20 protein-coding genes and 1 riboswitch are annotated in these 20,514 nt (G+C 43.0%); of the genes, 7 read left to right on the top strand and 13 right to left on the bottom strand.

Going from position 1 to position 20,514, the window contains the following annotated elements; all coding sequences use genetic code 11:
• Positions 1-527 precede the first annotated feature (527 nt).
• The 5 genes from Q3A68_RS14115 (at position 528) to Q3A68_RS14135 (ending at position 6,079) form a co-directional block, all read left to right on the top strand.
• A complete protein-coding gene (locus tag Q3A68_RS14115; RefSeq protein WP_302901749.1) occupies positions 528-1,292 on the top strand; it encodes an ABC transporter ATP-binding protein in 765 nt (254 codons plus the stop codon).
• 94 nt (positions 1,293-1,386) lie between these two features.
• Positions 1,387-2,487, top strand: a complete 1,101-nt coding sequence (locus Q3A68_RS14120; RefSeq protein ID WP_302901750.1) for an ABC transporter permease — start codon at positions 1,387-1,389, stop codon at positions 2,485-2,487.
• A gap of 234 nt (positions 2,488-2,721) precedes the next feature.
• Positions 2,722-4,017, top strand: a complete 1,296-nt coding sequence (eno, locus tag Q3A68_RS14125) for a phosphopyruvate hydratase (RefSeq protein ID WP_302901751.1) — start codon at positions 2,722-2,724, stop codon at positions 4,015-4,017.
• Positions 4,018-4,329: 312 nt separating this feature from the next.
• Complete coding sequence (locus Q3A68_RS14130; protein ID WP_302901752.1) at positions 4,330-5,619, top strand: DEAD/DEAH box helicase; 1,290 nt, start codon at positions 4,330-4,332, stop codon at positions 5,617-5,619.
• 163 nt (positions 5,620-5,782) lie between these two features.
• Positions 5,783-6,079 (top strand): FtsB family cell division protein, encoded by a 297-nt coding sequence (locus Q3A68_RS14135; protein WP_302901753.1) that lies wholly within the window; start codon positions 5,783-5,785, stop codon positions 6,077-6,079.
• 24 nt (positions 6,080-6,103) lie between these two features.
• Here the strand turns inward: Q3A68_RS14135 and Q3A68_RS14140 are convergent, their stop codons facing one another.
• The 8 genes from Q3A68_RS14140 to Q3A68_RS14175 form a co-directional block, all read right to left on the bottom strand.
• Positions 6,104-6,712, bottom strand: a complete 609-nt coding sequence (locus Q3A68_RS14140) for a trimeric intracellular cation channel family protein (protein WP_302901754.1) — start codon at positions 6,710-6,712, stop codon at positions 6,104-6,106.
• Positions 6,709-8,796 (bottom strand): vWA domain-containing protein, encoded by a 2,088-nt coding sequence (locus Q3A68_RS14145; RefSeq protein WP_302901755.1) that lies wholly within the window; start codon positions 8,794-8,796, stop codon positions 6,709-6,711. The genes Q3A68_RS14140 and Q3A68_RS14145 overlap by 4 nt, the downstream gene beginning before the upstream one ends.
• Positions 8,797-9,004: 208 nt before the next feature.
• Positions 9,005-9,307 carry a hypothetical protein gene (locus Q3A68_RS14150; RefSeq protein ID WP_302901756.1) on the bottom strand — a complete coding sequence of 101 codons (303 nt, stop codon included), beginning with the start codon at positions 9,305-9,307 and terminating at the stop codon, positions 9,005-9,007.
• Between the two features lie 124 nt (positions 9,308-9,431).
• Positions 9,432-10,175: a 3-oxoacyl-[acyl-carrier-protein] reductase gene (gene fabG / locus Q3A68_RS14155; RefSeq protein ID WP_302901757.1), complete on the bottom strand. Its 744-nt coding sequence runs from the start codon at positions 10,173-10,175 to the stop codon at positions 9,432-9,434.
• 80 nt (positions 10,176-10,255) lie between these two features.
• Positions 10,256-10,657 carry a hypothetical protein gene (locus tag Q3A68_RS14160; protein WP_302901758.1) on the bottom strand — a complete coding sequence of 134 codons (402 nt, stop codon included), beginning with the start codon at positions 10,655-10,657 and terminating at the stop codon, positions 10,256-10,258.
• A gap of 1 nt (position 10,658) precedes the next feature.
• Complete coding sequence (locus Q3A68_RS14165) at positions 10,659-10,868, bottom strand: cysteine-rich CWC family protein (protein WP_302901759.1); 210 nt, start codon at positions 10,866-10,868, stop codon at positions 10,659-10,661.
• 91 nt (positions 10,869-10,959) lie between these two features.
• Entirely contained in the window at positions 10,960-13,338 is a 2,379-nt protein-coding gene (locus Q3A68_RS14170) for a ribonucleoside-diphosphate reductase subunit alpha (protein WP_302901760.1), read from the bottom strand.
• 38 nt (positions 13,339-13,376) lie between these two features.
• Positions 13,377-14,351 carry a ribonucleoside-diphosphate reductase small subunit gene (locus tag Q3A68_RS14175; RefSeq protein WP_302901761.1) on the bottom strand — a complete coding sequence of 325 codons (975 nt, stop codon included), beginning with the start codon at positions 14,349-14,351 and terminating at the stop codon, positions 13,377-13,379.
• A 101-nt stretch (positions 14,352-14,452) separates the two neighbouring features.
• Positions 14,453-14,572, bottom strand: a riboswitch (cobalamin riboswitch).
• A gap of 149 nt (positions 14,573-14,721) precedes the next feature.
• Here Q3A68_RS14175 and aqpZ point away from each other — a divergent pair.
• Positions 14,722-15,441, top strand: coding sequence for an aquaporin Z (gene aqpZ, locus Q3A68_RS14180; protein WP_368045679.1), 720 nt, complete (start codon positions 14,722-14,724; stop codon positions 15,439-15,441).
• Between the two features lie 71 nt (positions 15,442-15,512).
• On the opposite strand, the gene Q3A68_RS14185 is transcribed toward aqpZ, so the two are convergent.
• The gene (locus tag Q3A68_RS14185; RefSeq protein ID WP_302901762.1) at positions 15,513-15,878 is read right to left on the bottom strand and encodes a methionine-R-sulfoxide reductase; all 366 of its coding nucleotides are present in this window, start codon (positions 15,876-15,878) and stop codon (positions 15,513-15,515) included.
• Positions 15,879-16,089: 211 nt separating this feature from the next.
• Here Q3A68_RS14185 and Q3A68_RS14190 point away from each other — a divergent pair, with 211 nt between their 5' ends.
• A complete protein-coding gene (locus Q3A68_RS14190) occupies positions 16,090-16,575 on the top strand; it encodes a hypothetical protein (RefSeq protein ID WP_302901763.1) in 486 nt (161 codons plus the stop codon).
• A gap of 63 nt (positions 16,576-16,638) precedes the next feature.
• On the opposite strand, the gene sucD is transcribed toward Q3A68_RS14190, so the two are convergent.
• The 4 genes from sucD to Q3A68_RS14210 form a co-directional block, all read right to left on the bottom strand.
• Complete coding sequence (gene sucD, locus Q3A68_RS14195) at positions 16,639-17,511, bottom strand: succinate--CoA ligase subunit alpha (RefSeq protein WP_302901764.1); 873 nt, start codon at positions 17,509-17,511, stop codon at positions 16,639-16,641.
• Positions 17,512-17,684: 173 nt separating this feature from the next.
• A complete protein-coding gene (locus Q3A68_RS14200; protein WP_302901765.1) occupies positions 17,685-18,083 on the bottom strand; it encodes a hypothetical protein in 399 nt (132 codons plus the stop codon).
• Between the two features lie 65 nt (positions 18,084-18,148).
• Complete coding sequence (gene dctA / locus Q3A68_RS14205) at positions 18,149-19,381, bottom strand: C4-dicarboxylate transporter DctA (RefSeq protein WP_302901766.1); 1,233 nt, start codon at positions 19,379-19,381, stop codon at positions 18,149-18,151.
• Between the two features lie 210 nt (positions 19,382-19,591).
• Entirely contained in the window at positions 19,592-20,371 is a 780-nt protein-coding gene (locus tag Q3A68_RS14210; RefSeq protein WP_302901767.1) for a hypothetical protein, read from the bottom strand.
• Positions 20,372-20,514: the final 143 nt, after the last annotated feature.

The raw sequence follows: 20,514 nt of genomic DNA on the forward strand, positions 1-20,514 counted from the left end.
GAGACCCTACATCAACTCCATGCCGTGATCCAAACGTTGGGGCATTTGGTGAAATAAATTTGAAGAGTCCGTAAGCAAGAGACAAGAATCGAGATAGAACGCATTCATTGGCAGACCTTCTTGATCCCTGGCTCTTGACCCTTGATTCTCAAACTTAACATCACACAACAATAATTTAACACAGATTAACAGAACGCTTAATACACGTTCTGTTATTTTGTATAAGATAAACTACATGAAGACATTAACACAATTTTCAAATTTTTTATTCGAGCGGATGGAATCATTCACGCGCTCGTTTGCCAACCTGCTGAGCTAACCGAAGAAACGAGCTCTTCGCACTGATCTTGTCCCCATCGGAACAGACTTCTCCTCCATTTCACTTTTCAAATCCCTTCCCTCATCAATTCAAGAAATCATAATACATAAAACGTCTAACCTATTACGTAAGACCTCTTCACCGTAAAAATTGCGCTATTCACCGAAAAACTCATTGATATTCCATTTTTCTGTATCATTTTTACAGCATGGTAAAAAAACCGATCATCACTGTAAAAAACCTGGTAAAAAAGTATGGTGATTTCACCGCTGTAAACGATATCAGCTTTGAAGTTTATGAAGGCGAAATATTCGGGCTGCTTGGTCCTAACGGCGCGGGTAAGACTACCACCCTCGAGATCATTGAAACCCTTAGGGATAAAACCTCCGGCGAAATTTCAGTCGATGGTTTTTCTATCGGGAAAGATGCTGATGATATTAAAAAACGTATCGGAGTACAGTTACAAGCAGCGGGTTATTATCCAAATCTGAATTTATCAGAGCTGATCGTACTTTTCTCTGGCCTCTACGGCATCAACAAAACGCCAATGGAAATGCTTGGAAAAGTAGCCTTGACTGAAAAAGCTAAAGCGAAGTATAAAGACCTGTCGGGAGGACAAAAACAACGCTTTTCTATCGCTACTACATTGATCAATGACCCGCGCATAATTTTCCTGGATGAGCCTACTACCGGCCTTGACCCACAGGCACGACGTAATTTGTGGGACCTGATCCGAGAGATACGCAACAACGGAACTACTGTGGTAATAACCACGCACTATATGGATGAGGCAGAGGTATTATGCGACCGTGTTGCCTTTATCGATGGCGGCAAAGTGATCGGCATTGATACCCCCGACAATTTTATCGATAAACTGGTAGCCGGCGGCTTCGAAAGGCCAAAACAAGTAAAACTGGCCAACCTTGAAGATGTATTCATCAACCTGACCGGTAAGGAATGGCGGGAGGAGTAAAGTCCAGAGTCTTAAGTACTGAGTTAAAATCTTTCAAACTAAACAATCTTCCGGACTTTCAGTCTTTCCGACTTCCGGGCTTTAAAAATGACCAATGACTAATAACCAAAAACCATACAGCAATACCCGTGCAACACTCGCCATAGCCAAGGCTAGTTTCAGGTCGATATTACGCAGCCCTTCGGCTGTCGTGTTTAGTTTGGTGTTCCCTTTGATATTTATTGTGGTATTTGCCAATATTGGCGGTAGCGGTGTTACGGTTGATGTAGGTGTGGCTAAAGGTTGCGATACCACTAACATGGTTTACCAGGTACTGAAAAAGAACCAGATGCTGAATCTGATTAAAGATCAGTCGACCGAGGAGATGAACAAAAATTTATCAAAAGGGTCAATTGATGCCATATTGGATATTAAGAAAAATAATGCAATGCCTCCTTTTACAATTGATGTTCAGTATACAAAAGCTTCATCTAAAGGCGGCATCTTAAAATCCACTTTGAATAACATCTTATACCAGGCGAATGCGGCAATAAACAAAAATCAGCCACAATTAGCTGAAGTTAAAGAAGCCACCATACAAGGCCGCGAGTACCGTTATATCGACTTTATCCTTCCTGGCATGCTGGGCTTTTCATTACTCAGCAGCGGGGTTTTCGGTACAGCTTTTGTGTTCCTGAGTCTGCGTCTGACACTTGTTATTAAGCGTTTCTTCGCCACTCCGGTAAAACGCTACAGCATTGTTCTGGGCGAGGCACTGGCACGTATTGTTTTTGCGTTGCTGGGTGCATTATTTATTATCGCGATCGGACATTATGTCTTTCATTTCACCCTGATACATGGTCTTGCTACAGTTGTTGATATGCTGATCTTGTCGGCTATCGGGCTCATCATTTTTATGGGTTTTGGTTTTATTATATCCGGTGTCGCTAAAAACGAAAGTTCTGTGCCGCCGTTTTCTAATATTATAACGCTGCCACAGTTTTTGTTGTCCGGCACATTTTTCTCCACGGCTGCATTCCCCAGCTGGTTGCAACATATCAGTAGAGTATTGCCATTAACCCACCTGAACGAAGCAATGCGTAAAGTTGCTTTTGAAGGAGCATCACTGGGAGATGTTTCTCATCAGTTGCTTATCTTGGGAATATGGTTCATCGGCGTTTATGTGGTTGCAGTGAAGACCTTTAAATGGGAATAATTTTTAACGTTCTATGGTCGACGTATTGCGCTATACGTATAACTCCAAATCAAAAACGCACTACGTAAAACGTTTCAGGTACTACCCATCTGTGTTATCAAATCGTTAATTCAGCATAATCCTGCAATTTTATTTGAGCTAAACTTAATATGATTTGTATATTTGGAAAGTATAATACAATTAGTGTACATTTGACACTAACTAAATTTCAATTCCTAAAAAAATCAATTTAAGATGAGCTTAATTATTGACGTTCACGCCCGCCAGATACTCGACTCGCGTGGTAACCCTACTATCGAAGTAGATGTTTTAACTGAAAATGGCGCTCTGGGCCGTGCTGCTGTCCCTTCAGGTGCTTCAACCGGTGCGCATGAAGCTGTTGAACTTCGTGATAACGACAAATCAAAATATATGGGCAAAGGCGTTTTACAAGCCGTTGCCAACGTAAACGATATTATTGCCAAAGAACTGCAAGGTGTTGATGTATTTGAACAAAATGCTATCGACGCTTTAATGATCGAACTTGACGGTACCGAAAATAAAGGCAAATTAGGTGCTAACGCTATTCTTGGTGTTTCATTAGCCGTTGCTAAAGCTGCTGCGCAGGAAAGCCGTCAGCCGCTATACCGCTACATCGGTGGTGTGAATGCCAATACTTTGCCTATCCCGATGATGAACATCATCAATGGTGGTTCTCACTCTGACGCACCTATCGCGTTCCAGGAATTTATGATCATGCCGGTTGGCGCTCCTTCATTCTCTGAAGCATTACGCTGGGGATCAGAAGTGTTCCACAACCTGAAAAAGATTTTGCACGACCGTGGTCTTTCAACTGCTGTGGGCGACGAAGGTGGTTTTGCGCCAACTTTTGACGGCACCGAAGACGCTGCCGAAACTATCTTGAAAGCTATTGAAAAAGCTGGCTACAAAGCAGGCGAGCAAATATGCCTGGCGCTTGACTGTGCTGCATCCGAGTTTTATGTAAACGGCAAATACGACTATACTAAGTTCGAAGGCGACAAAGGCGCTGTTCGTACAAGTGCGCAGCAAGCTGATTACCTGGCTGAATTAGCAGCAAAATATCCTATCATTTCCATCGAAGACGGCATGGCTGAGGATGACTGGGATGGCTGGAAATTACTGACCGATAAAATCGGCGGTAAAGTTCAACTAGTAGGCGATGACTTGTTCGTAACCAACGTAAAACGTTTACAAAGAGGCATAGATGAGCACATTGGCAACTCTATCCTGGTTAAAGTAAACCAGATCGGTTCGTTAACTGAAACCATCAATGCAGTATCATTGGCACAGACTAATGGTTATACTTCAGTAATGAGCCACCGCTCTGGCGAAACTGAAGATGCTACTATAGCCGACTTAGCAGTAGCCCTTAACTGCGGACAAATCAAAACCGGTTCTGCATCACGTTCAGACAGGATCGCGAAATACAACCAACTGCTTCGCATTGAAGAAGAGTTGGGCGACAGCGCGAAGTTTATCGGCAAGAATTTTAAATACGCGAAAAAATAAGGTAAAAGCTTAAAGGCGAAAGCGAAAGCTTTTAATAGATTATAGAGCCTCGGGAAACCGGGGCTTTTTTGTGGGTATAGGTGTTCACGTTCACTTCGCGAACACAACCTTGGCGCGAGTGTGACAGGCGGTCTTAGCGCAAAGGCAACCCGTGACTTTTATTTAAGCACGAGTAATCTAATCCTACCTCAAATAAAAACCGTATCTTTGCCGCCATATTTACCCGTTCGCTTACGGTTTTGATCATTTCAGACGAGACTCTTCAGATCCGCTTATGCATTCGCGTTAGCATATTACATTTAGACACATTACATGTTATTTCAAGATTTAAAAATAATTGAGCCTATCCTCAGGGCCCTAAAAACCGAGGGATATACCACACCGACGCCTATACAGGAACAAGCCATACCCATCTTATTACAACAAAAAGATTTGCTGGGCTGCGCGCAAACCGGCACTGGTAAAACCGCAGCATTTGCCATACCTATTTTGCAGCTACTGTACCAGGACAGGCTGCAGCACAAGGAACAAAAAACAATTAAGGCAATCATATTAACCCCAACGCGTGAGCTTGCTATACAGATAGATGAAAGCTTTGCGGCCTACGGTCGCCATACCGGATTGAAACACTTGGTGATCTTCGGTGGGGTATCACAAAACCCGCAGGTAGATGCTTTGCGCCGTGGGGTAGATATTCTGACCGCCACTCCCGGCCGATTGCTCGACCTGATGAACCAGGGTTTTGTCAGGCTGGACCATATCAAAATGCTGGTGCTCGACGAAGCAGACCGCATGCTGGATATGGGTTTTGTGAACGATGTGAAAAAAGTAATCGCCAAAGTGCCTCAAAAAAGACAAACGCTGTTTTTCTCGGCTACGATGCCAAAAGAAATTCAGCAACTGGCGGATACCATATTGCGGAACCCTGAAAAAGTAGAAGTTACGCCGGTATCGTCTACTGCGGATACCATTCAGCAAACGCTTTATTATGTAGAGAAGAACAACAAAAAGTCATTGCTGATCCACCTATTGGGTGATAAATCCATAAAAACCGCTTTGGTATTCACCCGCACAAAGCATGGAGCAGACAGAGTGGTAAAAGACCTGAACAGGGTGGGCATTACCGCCGAAGCAATTCATGGCAACAAATCGCAAAATGCAAGGCAACGAGCGCTGACTAATTTCAAAAACCGGACAACACGGGTGCTCATCGCTACAGATATTGCTGCACGCGGAATTGACATCGACGAGCTTACTCACGTAATCAATTACGAAATACCGAATATTCCCGAGACTTATGTACACCGCATTGGCCGTACAGGTCGGGCCGGAGCAGATGGCATTGCCTTTTCTTTCTGCGATGAAGAAGAAATGGAATTCATCAAAGATATTCATAAGCTGATCGGTAAATCCATTCCGGTAACTGAGGCTCACCCCTATCCCATGAATGCGGCTGCTATTGTACGCAAGCAGGAATTGACTAAACAGGCATCACAGAACGGGCAGAGACCGGGATCGGGCCAGCGGCAGGGAGGTACATCAGGACACCGGGATGGCAAGAGGAGATTTGGTGGCAATAAATCGCGTGGAAATAGGAGATAATTCTTAACCGATGTAGAGACGCAATGCATTGCGTCTCTACAAATATACCTAAACATCCTTCGCCTCACACCAGCCTAAAAACCTAACCTTTAGTAAATTACCAATCCCACTTGCACCATTCAAATAAATTAAATAGCTTTAAAAGAAAATTTACGCGATTGGGATGAAGCGCTTCTTAAATCTCTTCAGAAATAAATACTTCTTGGTTTCTTCCATATTCCTGGTTTGGATGGTTTTCTTTGACCGTAACGACCTGTTTTCGCAATGGGAATACCATCAGCAGGTGAGCAAACTAAAGCAGGAGCGCGATTTTTATCAAAAAGAAACTGCAAAGGTTCACCAGGACCTGGATGAACTCACTTCCAACAAAGAAAAGCTCGAAAAATTCGCCCGCGAAAAGTATCTCATGAAAAAAGACAATGAGGATGTTTTTGTGATCGTGAAAGAAAAGAAGGACTGAAGAGGTTGAAAGTCAGACCACTGACTACGCATAAAACTTAGGCAACGATAATTTATACTTCACCGCTATTATCCTGATTGCGCAAACTACCGCAACGGCTAACAATTCTACAATATCTGTATCAAGATCATTCAGCAGCAAAATATACAGAGTCCCACCAACAATGCATGCAGTCGCATATATCTCCTTCTGAAATATCAGCGGAATATTATTCAGCAAAATATCACGCAATACTCCACCAAAGCAGCCGGTTATGGTTCCCAAAGCGACGCAAACGCCGGGGTTTAGGCCTGCACTGATACCTTTTTGTGTACCGATGATAGTAAATAGCCCCAAACCAAGCGCATCAAACAAGAACAAAGTAGTTTTAAATGTCTTGATGTACTTTTTGAAGAAAATCGTAGCGATCCCTGTACCTAGAATGATGAGGGGTGTTTCATAATTACGCATCCAGTTAACGGGTGTATCACCAATCAGTACATCACGAATTGTTCCTCCGCCGATGGCTGTTACAAAACCCATGATGAGCACACCGAAAACATCCAAGCGCTTTTGCATAGCCGAAAATGCTCCCGAAATGGTGAAGGCTACCGTCCCGGATATTTCGATAACAGAAGGAATATTGATCATCATACTTCCCCTTCCCGTTTACGCACAAACCACTCAGCGCTTAGCGCTCCAACAATCAAAATAAATATCCATTTCAGGTCGATGAGGTCGCTGTAGCGTTTATCCTCATAAACAACGGTTTTGATATTTTCATTCTTCTTAATCAAATCGGCAAGCTGACTAATTTGCGATCGCTGAAGCATTTGCCCGCCTGATTGCTTAGCAAGATCGTACAACAACTGATGATCGGCAGCGCTTTGGCGGGTTTCCAGATTCAAAGGTTTTACAGTGAGCTGACCGGTAGCGTTAAACGTCTCATTACCTAGTTTAGTTGATGCGGAATACGTGTACTCATCTACAGGCAAAGTGCCGGCATCCAGTTGGTAGCTTTGCCCGTTTCTTGAGAACAGGAAGCTGTAAGTCTTACCGGCGCGGCTTTTCAATTCGATACGGATATCCGGTGTATTGACCAATTCGAGAGCCTGATTATACAATTCCGCATTGAGAATAACGTTTTCACCTTCATCAAAAACATTTTTGGCGGCATATACGCGTAAGCGCTGGTGATTACTATTGGCTGTCAAATACTGAACCGCCTGTCCGAATAACTCTTCCAAAGCGGCATGACTACCATAGGTATTGTATTCCGATAATGACCATCGCCATATACCCTCTCCTGTTAACACAGCCATTCTGCGTCCGTTCTCATCACTGAAGGATAACAAAGGATATGGCGTAGCAACTTCTCCTATACGTTGTTTGAATAATAACTGCCCGGTACCACTGCTGCTGTAATTGCCATAAGGAGCCAGCAGCGGTGGTAATTCGCTTAATTTCTTTTTGGTAGAATCAGATAATGTAAACAGCGAAAATTCCTGCACATGCTGCGCAAATACTTCTTGCATATCACTCCGGCCCGAGTTGATCTGCACCAGCTTCTGCTCGCTGTTCAACTGCGGCAGATCGGTTTGCGCTCCGGCGATATACCAAACCGGCACTTTGCTTTTGGTAATGAAACTCTGCAATTCACCAGAACTGTTGCTTGCAGTTTGGTACAGAATGACCAGGCTGTAATCACTTAGTTTCAATTTAGGCAGATCGCTCAGCAAACTGGCTTTTACCTCGTAGTTGCGGTTGCTTTCTATCGATTGCTTGATGACGCTTATATCCGGATGCGGACCATTATACAGAAGCAATACCTTCTGCCGTGCATCCAGCACATTTACATAAATGGTTTCAGTGTTGTTTTGAATCGATACCTCGTTCTTTACAGAGGCGATGTTGATCGTAAACTTGCGGGTACCTTTTTTATCTGCATTTAATTTCATTGGTATCGTTCTCCGAAAATTATTGGAGGTAACGACATCGGTTTGAGAGAACACTTGTTTCCCATCTTCATCAACAGTCAGATGAATGCTTTCGCCTTTTGCCTGGTAAGCCTCGGCTAATACTTCCGTCTCAAAATCATTTCCGAGATAAGCCGTTTTATTATAATTGACATTGCCGATGAGCAAATCGCGCTTGGCAACCGTATCACCCAAAGCAATGGTATAGATGCTTGTTTTCAGGTTTTTAGCTTCATAATGCGGGTCACTCCCCTGGTTGTACAGGCCATCAGTAGCCAGTATCAAAGCGCCGATATTTTGATTTACATAGCGCTCATTCAACTGATGAATGGCGGACGAAATATTGGTTTGCTTGCCGTTGAATTTATCCGACAAACCGTCCTTCAGATCACCGCTAAAATTAAACTCCCGTACATCGTACTGATCGCCTAATTGTTGTTTTAGTTGCGAGAGCGCTCCGGTAAAGTCTTTCTCTTTTGAGCTTAGACCAAATAGTCTTATCGACTCTGAATTATCCTGTGCAATCAATACCAATGGCTTCTGCGGGTTATAAGCCACCGAGCGGATCAAAGGCGAAATCAGCAAAAACGAAAGCAGGAATACAGTAACAGACCGAGCAGCAAATAAGGCATAACGTGCACGCTTACCCAAACTAACCGGCTGACGGTACATCATCCAGCCATACCCCAAACCCAGTAACAGGCAAACCGGTGTCCACCAACCCGAAACTGTCCCCCATGTTACTGAAAATAAAAGCTGCATATGGTTTACGTTGCACGTATGACGTAATACGTTTTACGTTAGTGTGCAAAATGCAAAATAATTGTGAATGTTTTATTGTGATCCGGCAGGCCTGTCTTTTATTTCAAATCCGTATTCGGGATGGCGTTTATTATATTTATAAATTTTATCAAGATTTGCAATACAACTGGAAACCTTGCTCAGGCTTAATTTTTAGTATTTTGAGATCCTAGCTCAACTGTAACGATGTAACAAATTCCTCATAGCCGTCTCCACAGAATCCTTGCCCATTTTTAGATGGGGTTGATCGATATTCATACCAAAACAGGATGTAATAAACATTCTTTACCTTTTTACAGGCCAATATTTTTACAGCATCAGCGTGATCAAACTCTCCAAGATCAGCTAGCTTATCAACACTAAAAGTTTTTACTACCTGACCAATCTTTACGATATTGAGGTAATGGTTCAATTTCTTTTTTACTGAGACTCTGACTTCAAACGACTGGTCTGGCGTCTGACTTTTGGACATAAGGGTGTTATAAAAGAAAAATGACAGGCAAATAGTGATTAACATCCAATAGTTAATTTCCCTTTTACCTGTCATTTTATCAAGTGATAAAAATTCCGCAATCGAAATTCCGCCTTCCGAAATCCTACAGCATTCCCCCATCAACAGGTATCACCTGCCCGGTAATGTAGGCAGCCATATCCGATGCTAGGAAAACACAGGCATTGGCCACATCTTCGGTTTCGCCACCACGTTTAAGCGGGATGGCTGCAGCCCAACCTTCAACTACTTTGGGGTCTAATACCTCAGTCATCTCCGTTTTGATAAAGCCCGGGGCAACCACATTGGTACGTATATTACGTGAACCTAATTCCTTTGCGATAGATTTGGAAAAACCAATAATACCTGCTTTTGAAGCTGCATAGTTGGCCTGCCCTGCATTACCCTGTACACCTACTACCGAACTCATATTGATAAACACCCCGTAACGGTTCTTCATCATGATCTTTGATGCAGCCTTGGTTACGTTGAAGATCGATTTCAGGTTCACATCCAGCACTTCGTCCCAGTTCTCTTCGGTCATACGCATCAGCAGACCGTCTTTGGTGATACCGGCATTATTCACCACGATATGCAGTGTACCGAAATCAGCCACGATATCATTCACGAGTTTTTCAGCCTCATCAAATTTAGAAGCATCGGAGCGGTAGCCTTTTACTTTGGTGCCAAAGCTTTGCAGTTCCTGCTCTAAGGCCTGTCCTTTTTCAACAGACGATAAGTAAGTAAAAGCAACATTGGCGCCATGCTCGGCAAACTTTTCGGCTATTTTACGGCCTATTCCTTTTGATGCCCCGGTGATGAGTGCGGTTTTTCCTTCTAATAATTTCATTTTGTTCTGAATGATTTCGGGGGTCGAAGATAAGGAATTAGTCGGGAAGTCGGAAAAGTCGGAAAGCCGGAAAGAAACAATTAATAGATCAATGCCAGAGGACCATCTTTTGCCACTAATACCGACCAACCAGGTTTAGAACCTGATGTAATAGAAGCTACAAATTTGTCACGGATATAAATACCAACCTCTATCAATCCATCATCTTTAGATTCTGTCCATTCACATCTTACTTCGTTTTCATTTATTATGGGCTTTATGGCCGCATCTTTGGCAAGGTATTCTGTTGGATTTAAAAAAGGCATATCCTCGGCTAGCCAGAAAGACGTTATGGGAGCTTGCTGTTGGTTATAGAGCCAAACATCGCCTATGATGTCCTCTCCCTCATATAAATAGGCGTAAGCAACACGACCATCATCTTCTATAATTGTAGAATAATACTCATCAAACTCGCAACGTATTTGTAAAAAAAATGTCGACATATTATCCGTTTATACCCATTGCTTCCCTATACTCTCGCTGCAACTCCATCAAACACCCTGCGCACAAACACCCATCAAATTGTTCACTAATGTATTGGGTTTCATTCAGCGTCAGCTGCACGGTGGTGCACTGACATTTGGTGAATGAATTGGCCTTACATTCAAAAGGCGACTGGCATCGCTCACAGCGAACTATTTCGTGTTTGATCATTTTTGTCCATAGTCTATGGTCGATAATCCATAGTTTTAGGCAAAATTACATATTACCATCGACTATGGTCTATCGTCTATCGACTAAAAATCTATGCCGAGCACGTAACACAGCCCTCATCCATCGAGCAGGTTGGCCCGGCAGGTATTTCATCGGCTACCTGTTTTACATGATCAGGGATCACCGGCTCCATGTTTTTGCCACCCTGGTTCTCTACCGTAAACTTAACCGCCTGCGAAGCTGCTTGTGTGCGCAGGTAGTACATACCGGTTTTCAGGCCTTTCTTCCAGGCGTAGAAGTGCATCGAAGTGAGCTTGGACGCATTGGGTGCATTGATAAACAAATTCAATGATTGCGACTGGCAGATATAAGCGCCCCTGTCGGCGGCCATATCAATGATGTTACGCATTTTGATCTCCCAAACAGTTTTGTACAGGTCTTTCAATTCCTGTGGTATTTCAGCAATATCCTGTATTGATCCATTAGCAGTGATGATCTTATCTTTCATTGTATTATCCCACAAGCCGCGGTTAACCAAATCACGCAGCAAGAATTTGTTTACAATGATAAATTCACCGCTCAATACCCTTCTAGTGTAGATGTTGGATGTATAAGGCTCGAAACATTCGTTATTACCCAATATCTGTGAGGTAGAAGCAGTAGGCATTGGAGCAACCAATAAAGAGTTACGCACACCATGGTTCATCACATCCAGGCGCAGATTTTCCCAATCCCATCTTCCGCTGTCAGGCTTTACGCCCCACATATCAAACTGGAATTTCCCTTTTGATAAGGGCGAACCTTTAAATGTTTCGTAAGCACCCTCCTTAATAGCCAGGTCCTTTGACGCTGTCATCGCGGCAAAGTAGATCGTCTCAAAAATCTCTTTGTTCAACAGTTTTGCTTCTTCACTTTCAAACGGCAAGCGCAGCAATATAAATGCATCAGCCAAACCCTGTACACCCAAACCAATCGGGCGATGGCGCAGGTTAGAATAACGTGCCTCTTCAACCGGGTAATAATTATTATCGATGATGCGGTTGAGGTTTAAGGTAACCTGGTAAGTTACCTCATACAATTTTTGATGATCGAATATGCCGTTGATTACATATCTCGGTAATGCCAGTGAAGCCAGGTTACATACTGCGACCTCCTTATCGGATGTATATTCCATGATCTCGGTACACAAGTTAGAACTTTTGATCGTACCCAAATTCTGTTGGTTCGATTTACCATTTGCCGCATCTTTATACAGCAAATAAGGCGTACCGGTTTCTACCTGTGCATCCAGAATGGCAAACCACAGATCCTGCGCTTTTACAGTTTTACGTGCACGGCCTTCGCTCTCGTATTGCTCATATAATGCTTCAAACTCCGCTCCGAAGCATTCTGACAATCCCGGTGCTTCGTGAGGACAAAACAGGCTCCAGTCTCCGTTAGCCTCTACCCTTTTCATGAACAGGTCGGATACCCAAAGGGCATAGAACAGGTCGCGCGCACGCATTTCTTCCTTGCCGTGGTTTTTACGCAGATCTAAAAAATCAAAAATATCAGCATGCCACGGTTCTAAATAAATCGCAAAAGCACCTTTACGCTTACCCCCGCCCTGGTCAACATAACGTGCTGTATCATTAAATACTTTCAGCATCGGAATGATCCCATTACTTGTACCATTGGTACCGCTAATGTAAGACCCCGTAGCCCGTACATTATGAATGCTCAAACCTATACCTCCTGCGCTTTGCGATATCTTGGCAGTCTGTTTCAGCGTATCATAAATACCATCGATACTATCATCCTTCATAGTCAATAAGAAACATGATGACATCTGGGGCTTTGGTGTACCGGCATTAAAAAGTGTCGGCGTAGCATGCGTAAACCAGCGCTCGCTCATTAGATTGTAGGTTTTGATCACGCTGTCAATATCATCCTTGTGGATACCTACCGACACCCTCATAAACAGATGCTGAGGGCGTTCAGCTATCTTGCCATCGATCTTTAACAGGTATGATTTCTCCAGCGTTTTAAAGCCGAAATAGTCAAAACCAAAGTCACGATCGTAGATGATGGTGCTATCCAATACTTCCGCATTTTTCTCAATCACTTCCCAAACATCATCAGCAATCAATGATGCGTTTTTGCCTGCTTTCGGGTCGATATAGCCATGCAATCTTCTCATCGTTTCTGAGAAAGATTTGATCGTATTTTTATGCAGATTGGATACCGCTATGCGCGATGCCAGCAAAGCATAATCCGGGTGTTTGGTAGTTAATGAGGCCGCCGTCTCTGCCGCCAGGTTATCCAGCTCGGAGGTGGTTACCCCGTCATACAAACCCTCAATTACTTTTTTGGCGACATCTATCGGGTCAACCAACGCCGGGTTCAAACTATAGCACAGTTTCTCGATACGTGCTGTTATCTTATCAAATTTTACGGTTTCTTTTTTACCGTCTCTTTTTATTACGTACATGGTGGGTTAGCGGTTAAAGGTTAGTGATTAGAGATTAATTAGAAATCTTCGTCAAGCGAGAAAGATTTGGTTTCGGTTGTTGCATTCAACACTCCGCTTTTCTGATAATCGCCAACTCGTTTCTCAAAGAAATTGGTTTTGCCCTGCAGGGATATCATCTCCATAAAATCAAATGGATTGGTGACGTTGTAGACTTTATCGTACCCTAGCTCAACCAACCAGCGATCTGCTACGAACTCAATATACTGACTCATCAGTTTGGCATTCATGCCGATGAGGTTTACCGGCAGGGCTTCCGTTACGAATTCTTTTTCTATATCTACCGCATCGGTTATGATATGGTTAACCTCCTGTTTGCTTAGTTTCTGAGACAGCATGCTGTACAATAGACAGGCAAACTCGCAATGCATACCTTCATCACGCGAAATCAGCTCATTGCTAAAGGTTAGTCCCGGCATCAACCCGCGTTTTTTCATCCAGAAGATGGAGCAGAAGCTGCCTGAAAAGAAGATACCTTCTACGGCTGCAAAGGCTACTAACCGTTCGGCAAATGTTCCGTTCTCTATCCAGCGCAGGGCCCATTCGGCTTTTTTCTTCACTGCGGGAACGGTGTCAATGGCATGAAACAGGCGGTCTTTTTCAATAGGATCTTTGATGTAGGTGTCGATTAATAAAGCATACGTCTCCGAGTGGATGTTTTCCATCATGATCTGGAAACCATAAAAACATCGTGCCTCAGGTACCTGCACTTGGCTAATGAAGTTGACGGCAAGGTTCTCGTTCACAATACCATCGCTTGCTGCGAAGAACGCTAGCACATGCGATATAAAGTGTCTTTCGCCATCGTTCAGGTTTTCCCAATGCTTCTGGTCGTCGGAGAGATCGATCTCTTCAGCGGTCCAGAAACTGGCCTCGTGTTTTTTGTACATTTCCCAGATGCGGGGGTAATTGATGGGGAGGATCACAAATCGATCCTTGTTCTCCCGGAGTAATACTTCGTTTTCCTGTTTCATGCCTTGTCGTTTTTATTTTGGAGTCGACAAAAGACAATGAACCGGGCACTTTTACGGAAGTACGGGGGACAGGGCTTTTGCCAAAACCTTATTCGTGAAAGTTTTGACAAGCTATCCTGGCAGGTGTCTGGCTCTACAGTTGCACGTCAGCCCATGATTTACACATGGTTCCCTTTTAATGCCGGCTTTTACCCCGGCAACCTTCGATAGCGTTTGTTAAAGAACTTGTAGGTCCAAAGATAGCGGATGAGGGGATTAGGATGTTAATGTTAGTTTTTCACATGCCCATTAGTTATAAACAAAAGAATTACTAAACCCTTCGTAATGAGAAATAATTTGTGATAACTTTAATAAAACAACCTATCTCATTATGAAAAAATATCTAGCCGAACTCATTGGAACCTTTGCTTTAGTTTTATTTGGCTGCGGCGCAGCAGTTGTCGACGGAAAGACAATTCCTGCCGCGGTTCTTCCCGACGCCCCTTTGGGCATCGGTATTTTAGGTATAGCCCTTGCCTTTGGGCTGGCTGTTGTGGTTATGGCTTATGCCATAGGCCCTATTTCAGGATGTCATATTAATCCTGCTATTACCATTTCCATGCTCGTTGCCCGTAAGATCTCGGGGAAAGATGCTATAGGATATGTCGTGGCCCAATTTGTTGGCGCCACCATTGCAGCTGCGTTATTATACGAATTTCAAAAGGGAAGCCCCAATTTTGCCATGGGCGAATATGCCCTTGGGTCGAATGGCTGGGGGCCGGGATACCTGGGAGGTTACAGTACCGAGTCGGCATTCGTGGCCGAGACCGTACTTACCTTCCTTTTTCTGTTCGTGATATTTGCCACCACGTCCCGCTGGGGTAATTCAACAATGGCGGGCCTGGCGATTGGACTCACTTTGGTATTGATACATTTAGTGGCTATCCCCATTACCGGCACATCGGTTAATCCCGCGCGCAGTTTTGGTCCTGCTATTTTTGCCGGCGGAAAAGCATTGGGGCAACTATGGCTATTTATAATAGCACCCGTCATTGGTGGTATACTTGCTGCTTTGTTGTGGCATGGGGTGTTTGATAAGGAGGTGAAATAAGATGTTTTAAAGTTGGAAAGTTGTAAGGTTAAAAACATCAAAACAACTTTCCAACCTTACAATTTTTCAACTTAGTCTTCAAGAGGCACAAACTTCAACGATACCGAATTAACACAATGCCGTGTATTCTTAGGTGTCATGTATTCGCCTTCGAAAACGTGACCTAGGTGTGCACCACAATTAGCACAAAGTATTTCTGTGCGGCGTCCGTCCGCATCGGTTTCCCTGCGTACTGCTCCGGGTATCTCGTCATCAAAGCTGGGCCATCCGCAGAAGGATTCGAATTTATCATCAGATCGGTACAAAGGAGTATCGCAGCGTTTGCACACATACAGGCCTTTTGCTTTGTTGTTTAATAATGATCCGGTGAACGGTCTTTCCGTTCCCTTGTATAGTATTACCCTTTCTTCTTCGGGTGTTAGCTTGTTGTATTCCATAATTTTAATGAGTGAGTTAGTGAATGAGTGATTTAATCAACTTTCCCCGGTTACAACAAATATACGATGGCATTGGTGTTTTGATTTTTGGAGGCGGAGCTTGTTTACATTGGGTTGACAAGGTGGTGTTCTGTCCGTCCGTAACGGGGTGACAGCCGCTACGCGACAAAATGGACAAAAGCCTGAACAAATAATATTGTATATTCATGCCATGAGAATCCTAATCTTTATCTGCTCCTTATTTCTTTCAAGGCATCATTCGCCTGAAAATAAAACGAAGATTGATGTACCGATTTATCCTAATATAGCAGATACGTCCAAATACGTAATCCTGAAATTAAATAGCATACCTGGTTATATTTTTGACAATAGCTATAAACCGGCTGAATTGTCGGAAGGTGATATAACTACAATCGAAAAACTAATAGATAAAAGCGTGCAGAAATATAATAAGAGAGCAAAAAAATATCTTTTAATTAAAAATCTATCAGGTTATTATAAGCAGTTTATCATAGTAACTAACGCAACCGGTGAAAAAGAGGTTTGGGCAAATTGTTTCTGCGATGTGTTTCCGCAAAATTTCTCATGGAAAAAAAAGATACTTTCTGTATTCGATGGCGGAAGTTGCTTTTTCCAATTAAAAATCAATTTAACAACAAAACGCATCTATGATTTCAGTGTGAACGGTGTGGCGTAAATAAAAAAATCCCGGCAATTTCTTACCAGGATTCTCATATATCTTGAATCTTGCCTCTTGATTCTATTTCTTCAATTCTTCCGCCATAGCAGCACCTATATCGGCAGGTGATTTTACTACGCGTATACCGCACTCAGTCATGATCTTCATCTTAGCAGCAGCTGTATCGTCAGCTCCTCCTACAATAGCACCTGCGTGACCCATACGGCGTCCCGGAGGAGCTGTTTGGCCTGCTATGAAACCTACTACAGGTTTTGTTCCGTTCTCTTTTATCCAGCGTGCAGCTTCGGCTTCCATGCCACCGCCTATTTCGCCTATCATGATAATACCGTGTGTATCAGGGTCTTTCATTAATAGCTCAACCGCTTCTTTAGTAGTCGTACCAATGATCGGGTCGCCACCGATACCGATAGCTGTGGTGATGCCCATTCCGGCTTTTACTACCTGGTCTACGGCTTCGTAAGTTAAAGTTCCTGATTTTGATACCACACCTACATTACCCTTACGGAAGATAAAACCCGGCATGATACCGATCTTCGCTTCATCAGCAGTAATAATACCAGGACAATTTGGACCGATCAAGCGGCTGTTTCTGCCTCTCAGGTATTCCTTCACCTGAATCATGTCTTTAGTAGGGATACCTTCAGTGATACAAACGATCACCCCGATACCAGCCTCGGCTGCTTCCATAATGGCATCAGCTGCAAATGGTGGCGGTACGAAGATGATAGAAACGTTGGCGCCGGTTTTAGCAACTGCATCGGCAACAGTATTAAAAACAGGTCTGTCAAGGTGAGTGCTGCCGCCCTTTCCGGGAGTAACACCACCAACCACTTGTGTACCGTATTCGATCATTTGCGATGCGTGGTAAGTACCTTCCTGGCCGGTAAAACCCTGAACTATTACTTTGGAATCTTTGTTTACGAGAACGCTCATAGATTTTATTATGTGTGCGCAAAGCTAAAGTTATTCATGGTAATCTCAAAGTCAATAAAGAGGGAATAAATTACGATTTTAGATTTACGATTTTAGATTTTAAAGAATGCATATTGTCCTGTCCGTCCTTCACGCCGTGCCCATAGGTATTTAATAAAGTGGACAGGCAATTTCTAACAAATCCTTTTTATAACGGGCTCATCTATTGTCACAATATTGATTATATGGTCCAAACAATTGATAGCATAGTGCTTTAATTCACCATCGTAATCATATATATCATCCACCAAAGTATTATTATGAATGAAATCTAAATAGTGAGATTTTGAATAGATGCAAAACAATCTTCCGATTCTTTCTTCATCATTCTGAAACATTGAAAAACTCTCGTTAACTACGCAATAAGCACCATAGCTTTTGAAAAAAAACTCATATTCCTTCCCTGGTCCATCTGCAAGAATTCGCTTTGCCGGACCTAAATTTTTAGAGCCTATAGTTATATCTTGCTCTTCTTCTGAAATGATTGCTTCTTTAATATTTATTGATAATCTATTAGCTGGAAGGTTTTTCATTTTAGTTAGAAACAAGTACTCCAGATCGTTTATTTCGTCAAAAAAATCCATTCGTAAATCGTAAATCAGTTGGGATTCGCCACCGGATAAAACTCCTTCTCACTCTTCGCTATCACAATACAAGCAATGCCATTGCCTATCATATTGGTTAGCGCCCTTGCGGTCGACATAAACCTATCGACGCCCAATAACAAAGCGACACCTTCCACCGGTATTACTTTAATGGCTGTTAAAGTAGACGTAAGGACAATAAAACCACTGCCAGTTACGCCTGCTGCGCCTTTGGAGGTGATCATCAGGATACCTATGATAACCAGTTGCTGCTCCAGCGACAAAGGAATATTGAACACTTGTGCCAGGAAGATAACCGACATAGACAGGTAAATAGTAGTTCCATCTAAATTGAAGGAATACCCAGCCGGGATTACTAATCCAACGACAGATTTGGCGCACCCGAATTTCTCCATTTTCTCCATCATACTTGGCAGCACGGTTTCAGATGAGGAAGTGCCTAATACGATTAGTATTTCCTGACGAATGTATTTGAGATATTGCCATAAGCTGAACTTGTAGATCAAACTCACAATAAACAGCACCACAAAGATGAACAGCAGCATTGTGAAGAATACTGCACCTAATAATTTTAACAGTGGGCCAAGTGTGTTGATACCATAAGTTGCCACCGTGTAAGCCATTCCCGCAAATGCACCAATAGGCGCTACCTTCATCACCACACCCATAATGTTGAAGAAAACCTTGTTCAGCTTTTCAAAAAAATCAAGCACGGGTTTGCCAGTCTCTTTTAGCAAACTCAATCCATAACCGAACAATATGGCAAAGAAAAGTATCTGCAAAATATCGCTTTTGGCAAAGGCATCTATTACATTGGATGGGATAATATGTGCAAAAAACTCACCCCATTTCATTTCAGAGGCTGCTTTTTGATATACCTGTAATTTGGCGTTGGCTGCACCATGCGGAGCAGGTAAGCCGCTGCCGGGTTGTAAAAGGTTAGCAAAACCTACACCCATCACCAGTGCAAAAGTGGTCACGATCTCAAAGTACAGTATGGCCTTACCCCCAACCCTTCCTACCTTCTTCATATCGCCCATACCGGCTATGCCCAACACAATGGTGATGAAGATGATGAAAGGGATCAGCATCTTTATCATGTCGATAAATTTATCGCTGATGAGCTTTGCTGTCGGACCAAAATCTTTGAAATATAATCCCACCACCACACCCAATACGATGGCTACAATCACCTGGAAGGTTAAATTGGATAAGAGTTTTTTCATGCGAAAACAAGTATACGGGATTTTGTTGAATGGTTAAGTGGTTGTCCGTTCGTTCTCGTGTACTTATAAATAATAGACAAAGCAAACATATCTGCGAGTAGAGGGTCATGCTGAGTGCCTCAGTGTGACACCGCTCGCACTTCCATCACCAAACAAATAAAAGCCCCCTTCATCCGAAGAGAGCTTTTAATGAAAATCTTTTTATGCCGGTTAACTTACTGCTCCGGTTTCAAGGTTAACGGTATAAGTTGCGCCATTGATAACAACCTTAGCTGAATTATTACCTAAGAAGGTGATAGTACCAGAGGCGTTCCATGTGCCTTGTGCGCCGCTTCCGGTGGTTGAAAAGTCAGCAGCACCGCTAATAATAGAACCCGTTTGATCAATGATCACATTATGAAAGGTATAATTGAATGACATAATGGTGCTTTTGCCATTTACTTTTGCATTTTCAGAGAAGCTGGCGGTACCGTTCAACGAAACATTTGAAGTATCAACACCTGGATTTACCTCGGCTAATGTCAGGTTTTCTGCAATGTTGAAAGTACCATTTACTTGTGCACTTGCCGCTGTCACCTTGAGGTTATCGGTAACTACAAATCCTGAAAATACATTATTAGTACAGTTATAGGTATAACCAATAGAGCCTGATACAGTTGCCTGAGTTCCGTCGGCATCGATAGTAGCGCTGAAGGTAGTATCGGCATGCATACCGCAGGTAATATCTCCAAAGCTATTAACTCCCATGCCACTTTTTCCCAACTTTAATTTAAGCGAATTGCGATCTAAGCCGAATTGTGAAGGAGAGTTAAGACCAGCTGTAATGTTAAAACCGCCGAAACCAGAATACAAGGTCTGCGCCAGGTTTACCGCGATCTGGCTGGTTACTGTTTTTGAGTCGACTGTTTTTGAAGAGCTTGATTTTTTACATGATGTATAGCCCAATGCTGCACAGGCCAATACCACTAATGCGATGTGTTTTAATTTCATGATAAGATTTAAATTTTCTCTAAAGGAATCTTTTTTGGAACTTATACGAAAAAGGCAGTTGCCAGGTTATAGGGAGTTATGTACTGTACTGTCACGTCCGTCACGCACCACGGGGTCCCCGTGACGGACGTGACACTCAATTC

Source organism: Mucilaginibacter tolerans, from assembly GCF_030519375.1.
Classification (GTDB): Bacteria; Bacteroidota; Bacteroidia; order Sphingobacteriales; family Sphingobacteriaceae; genus Mucilaginibacter.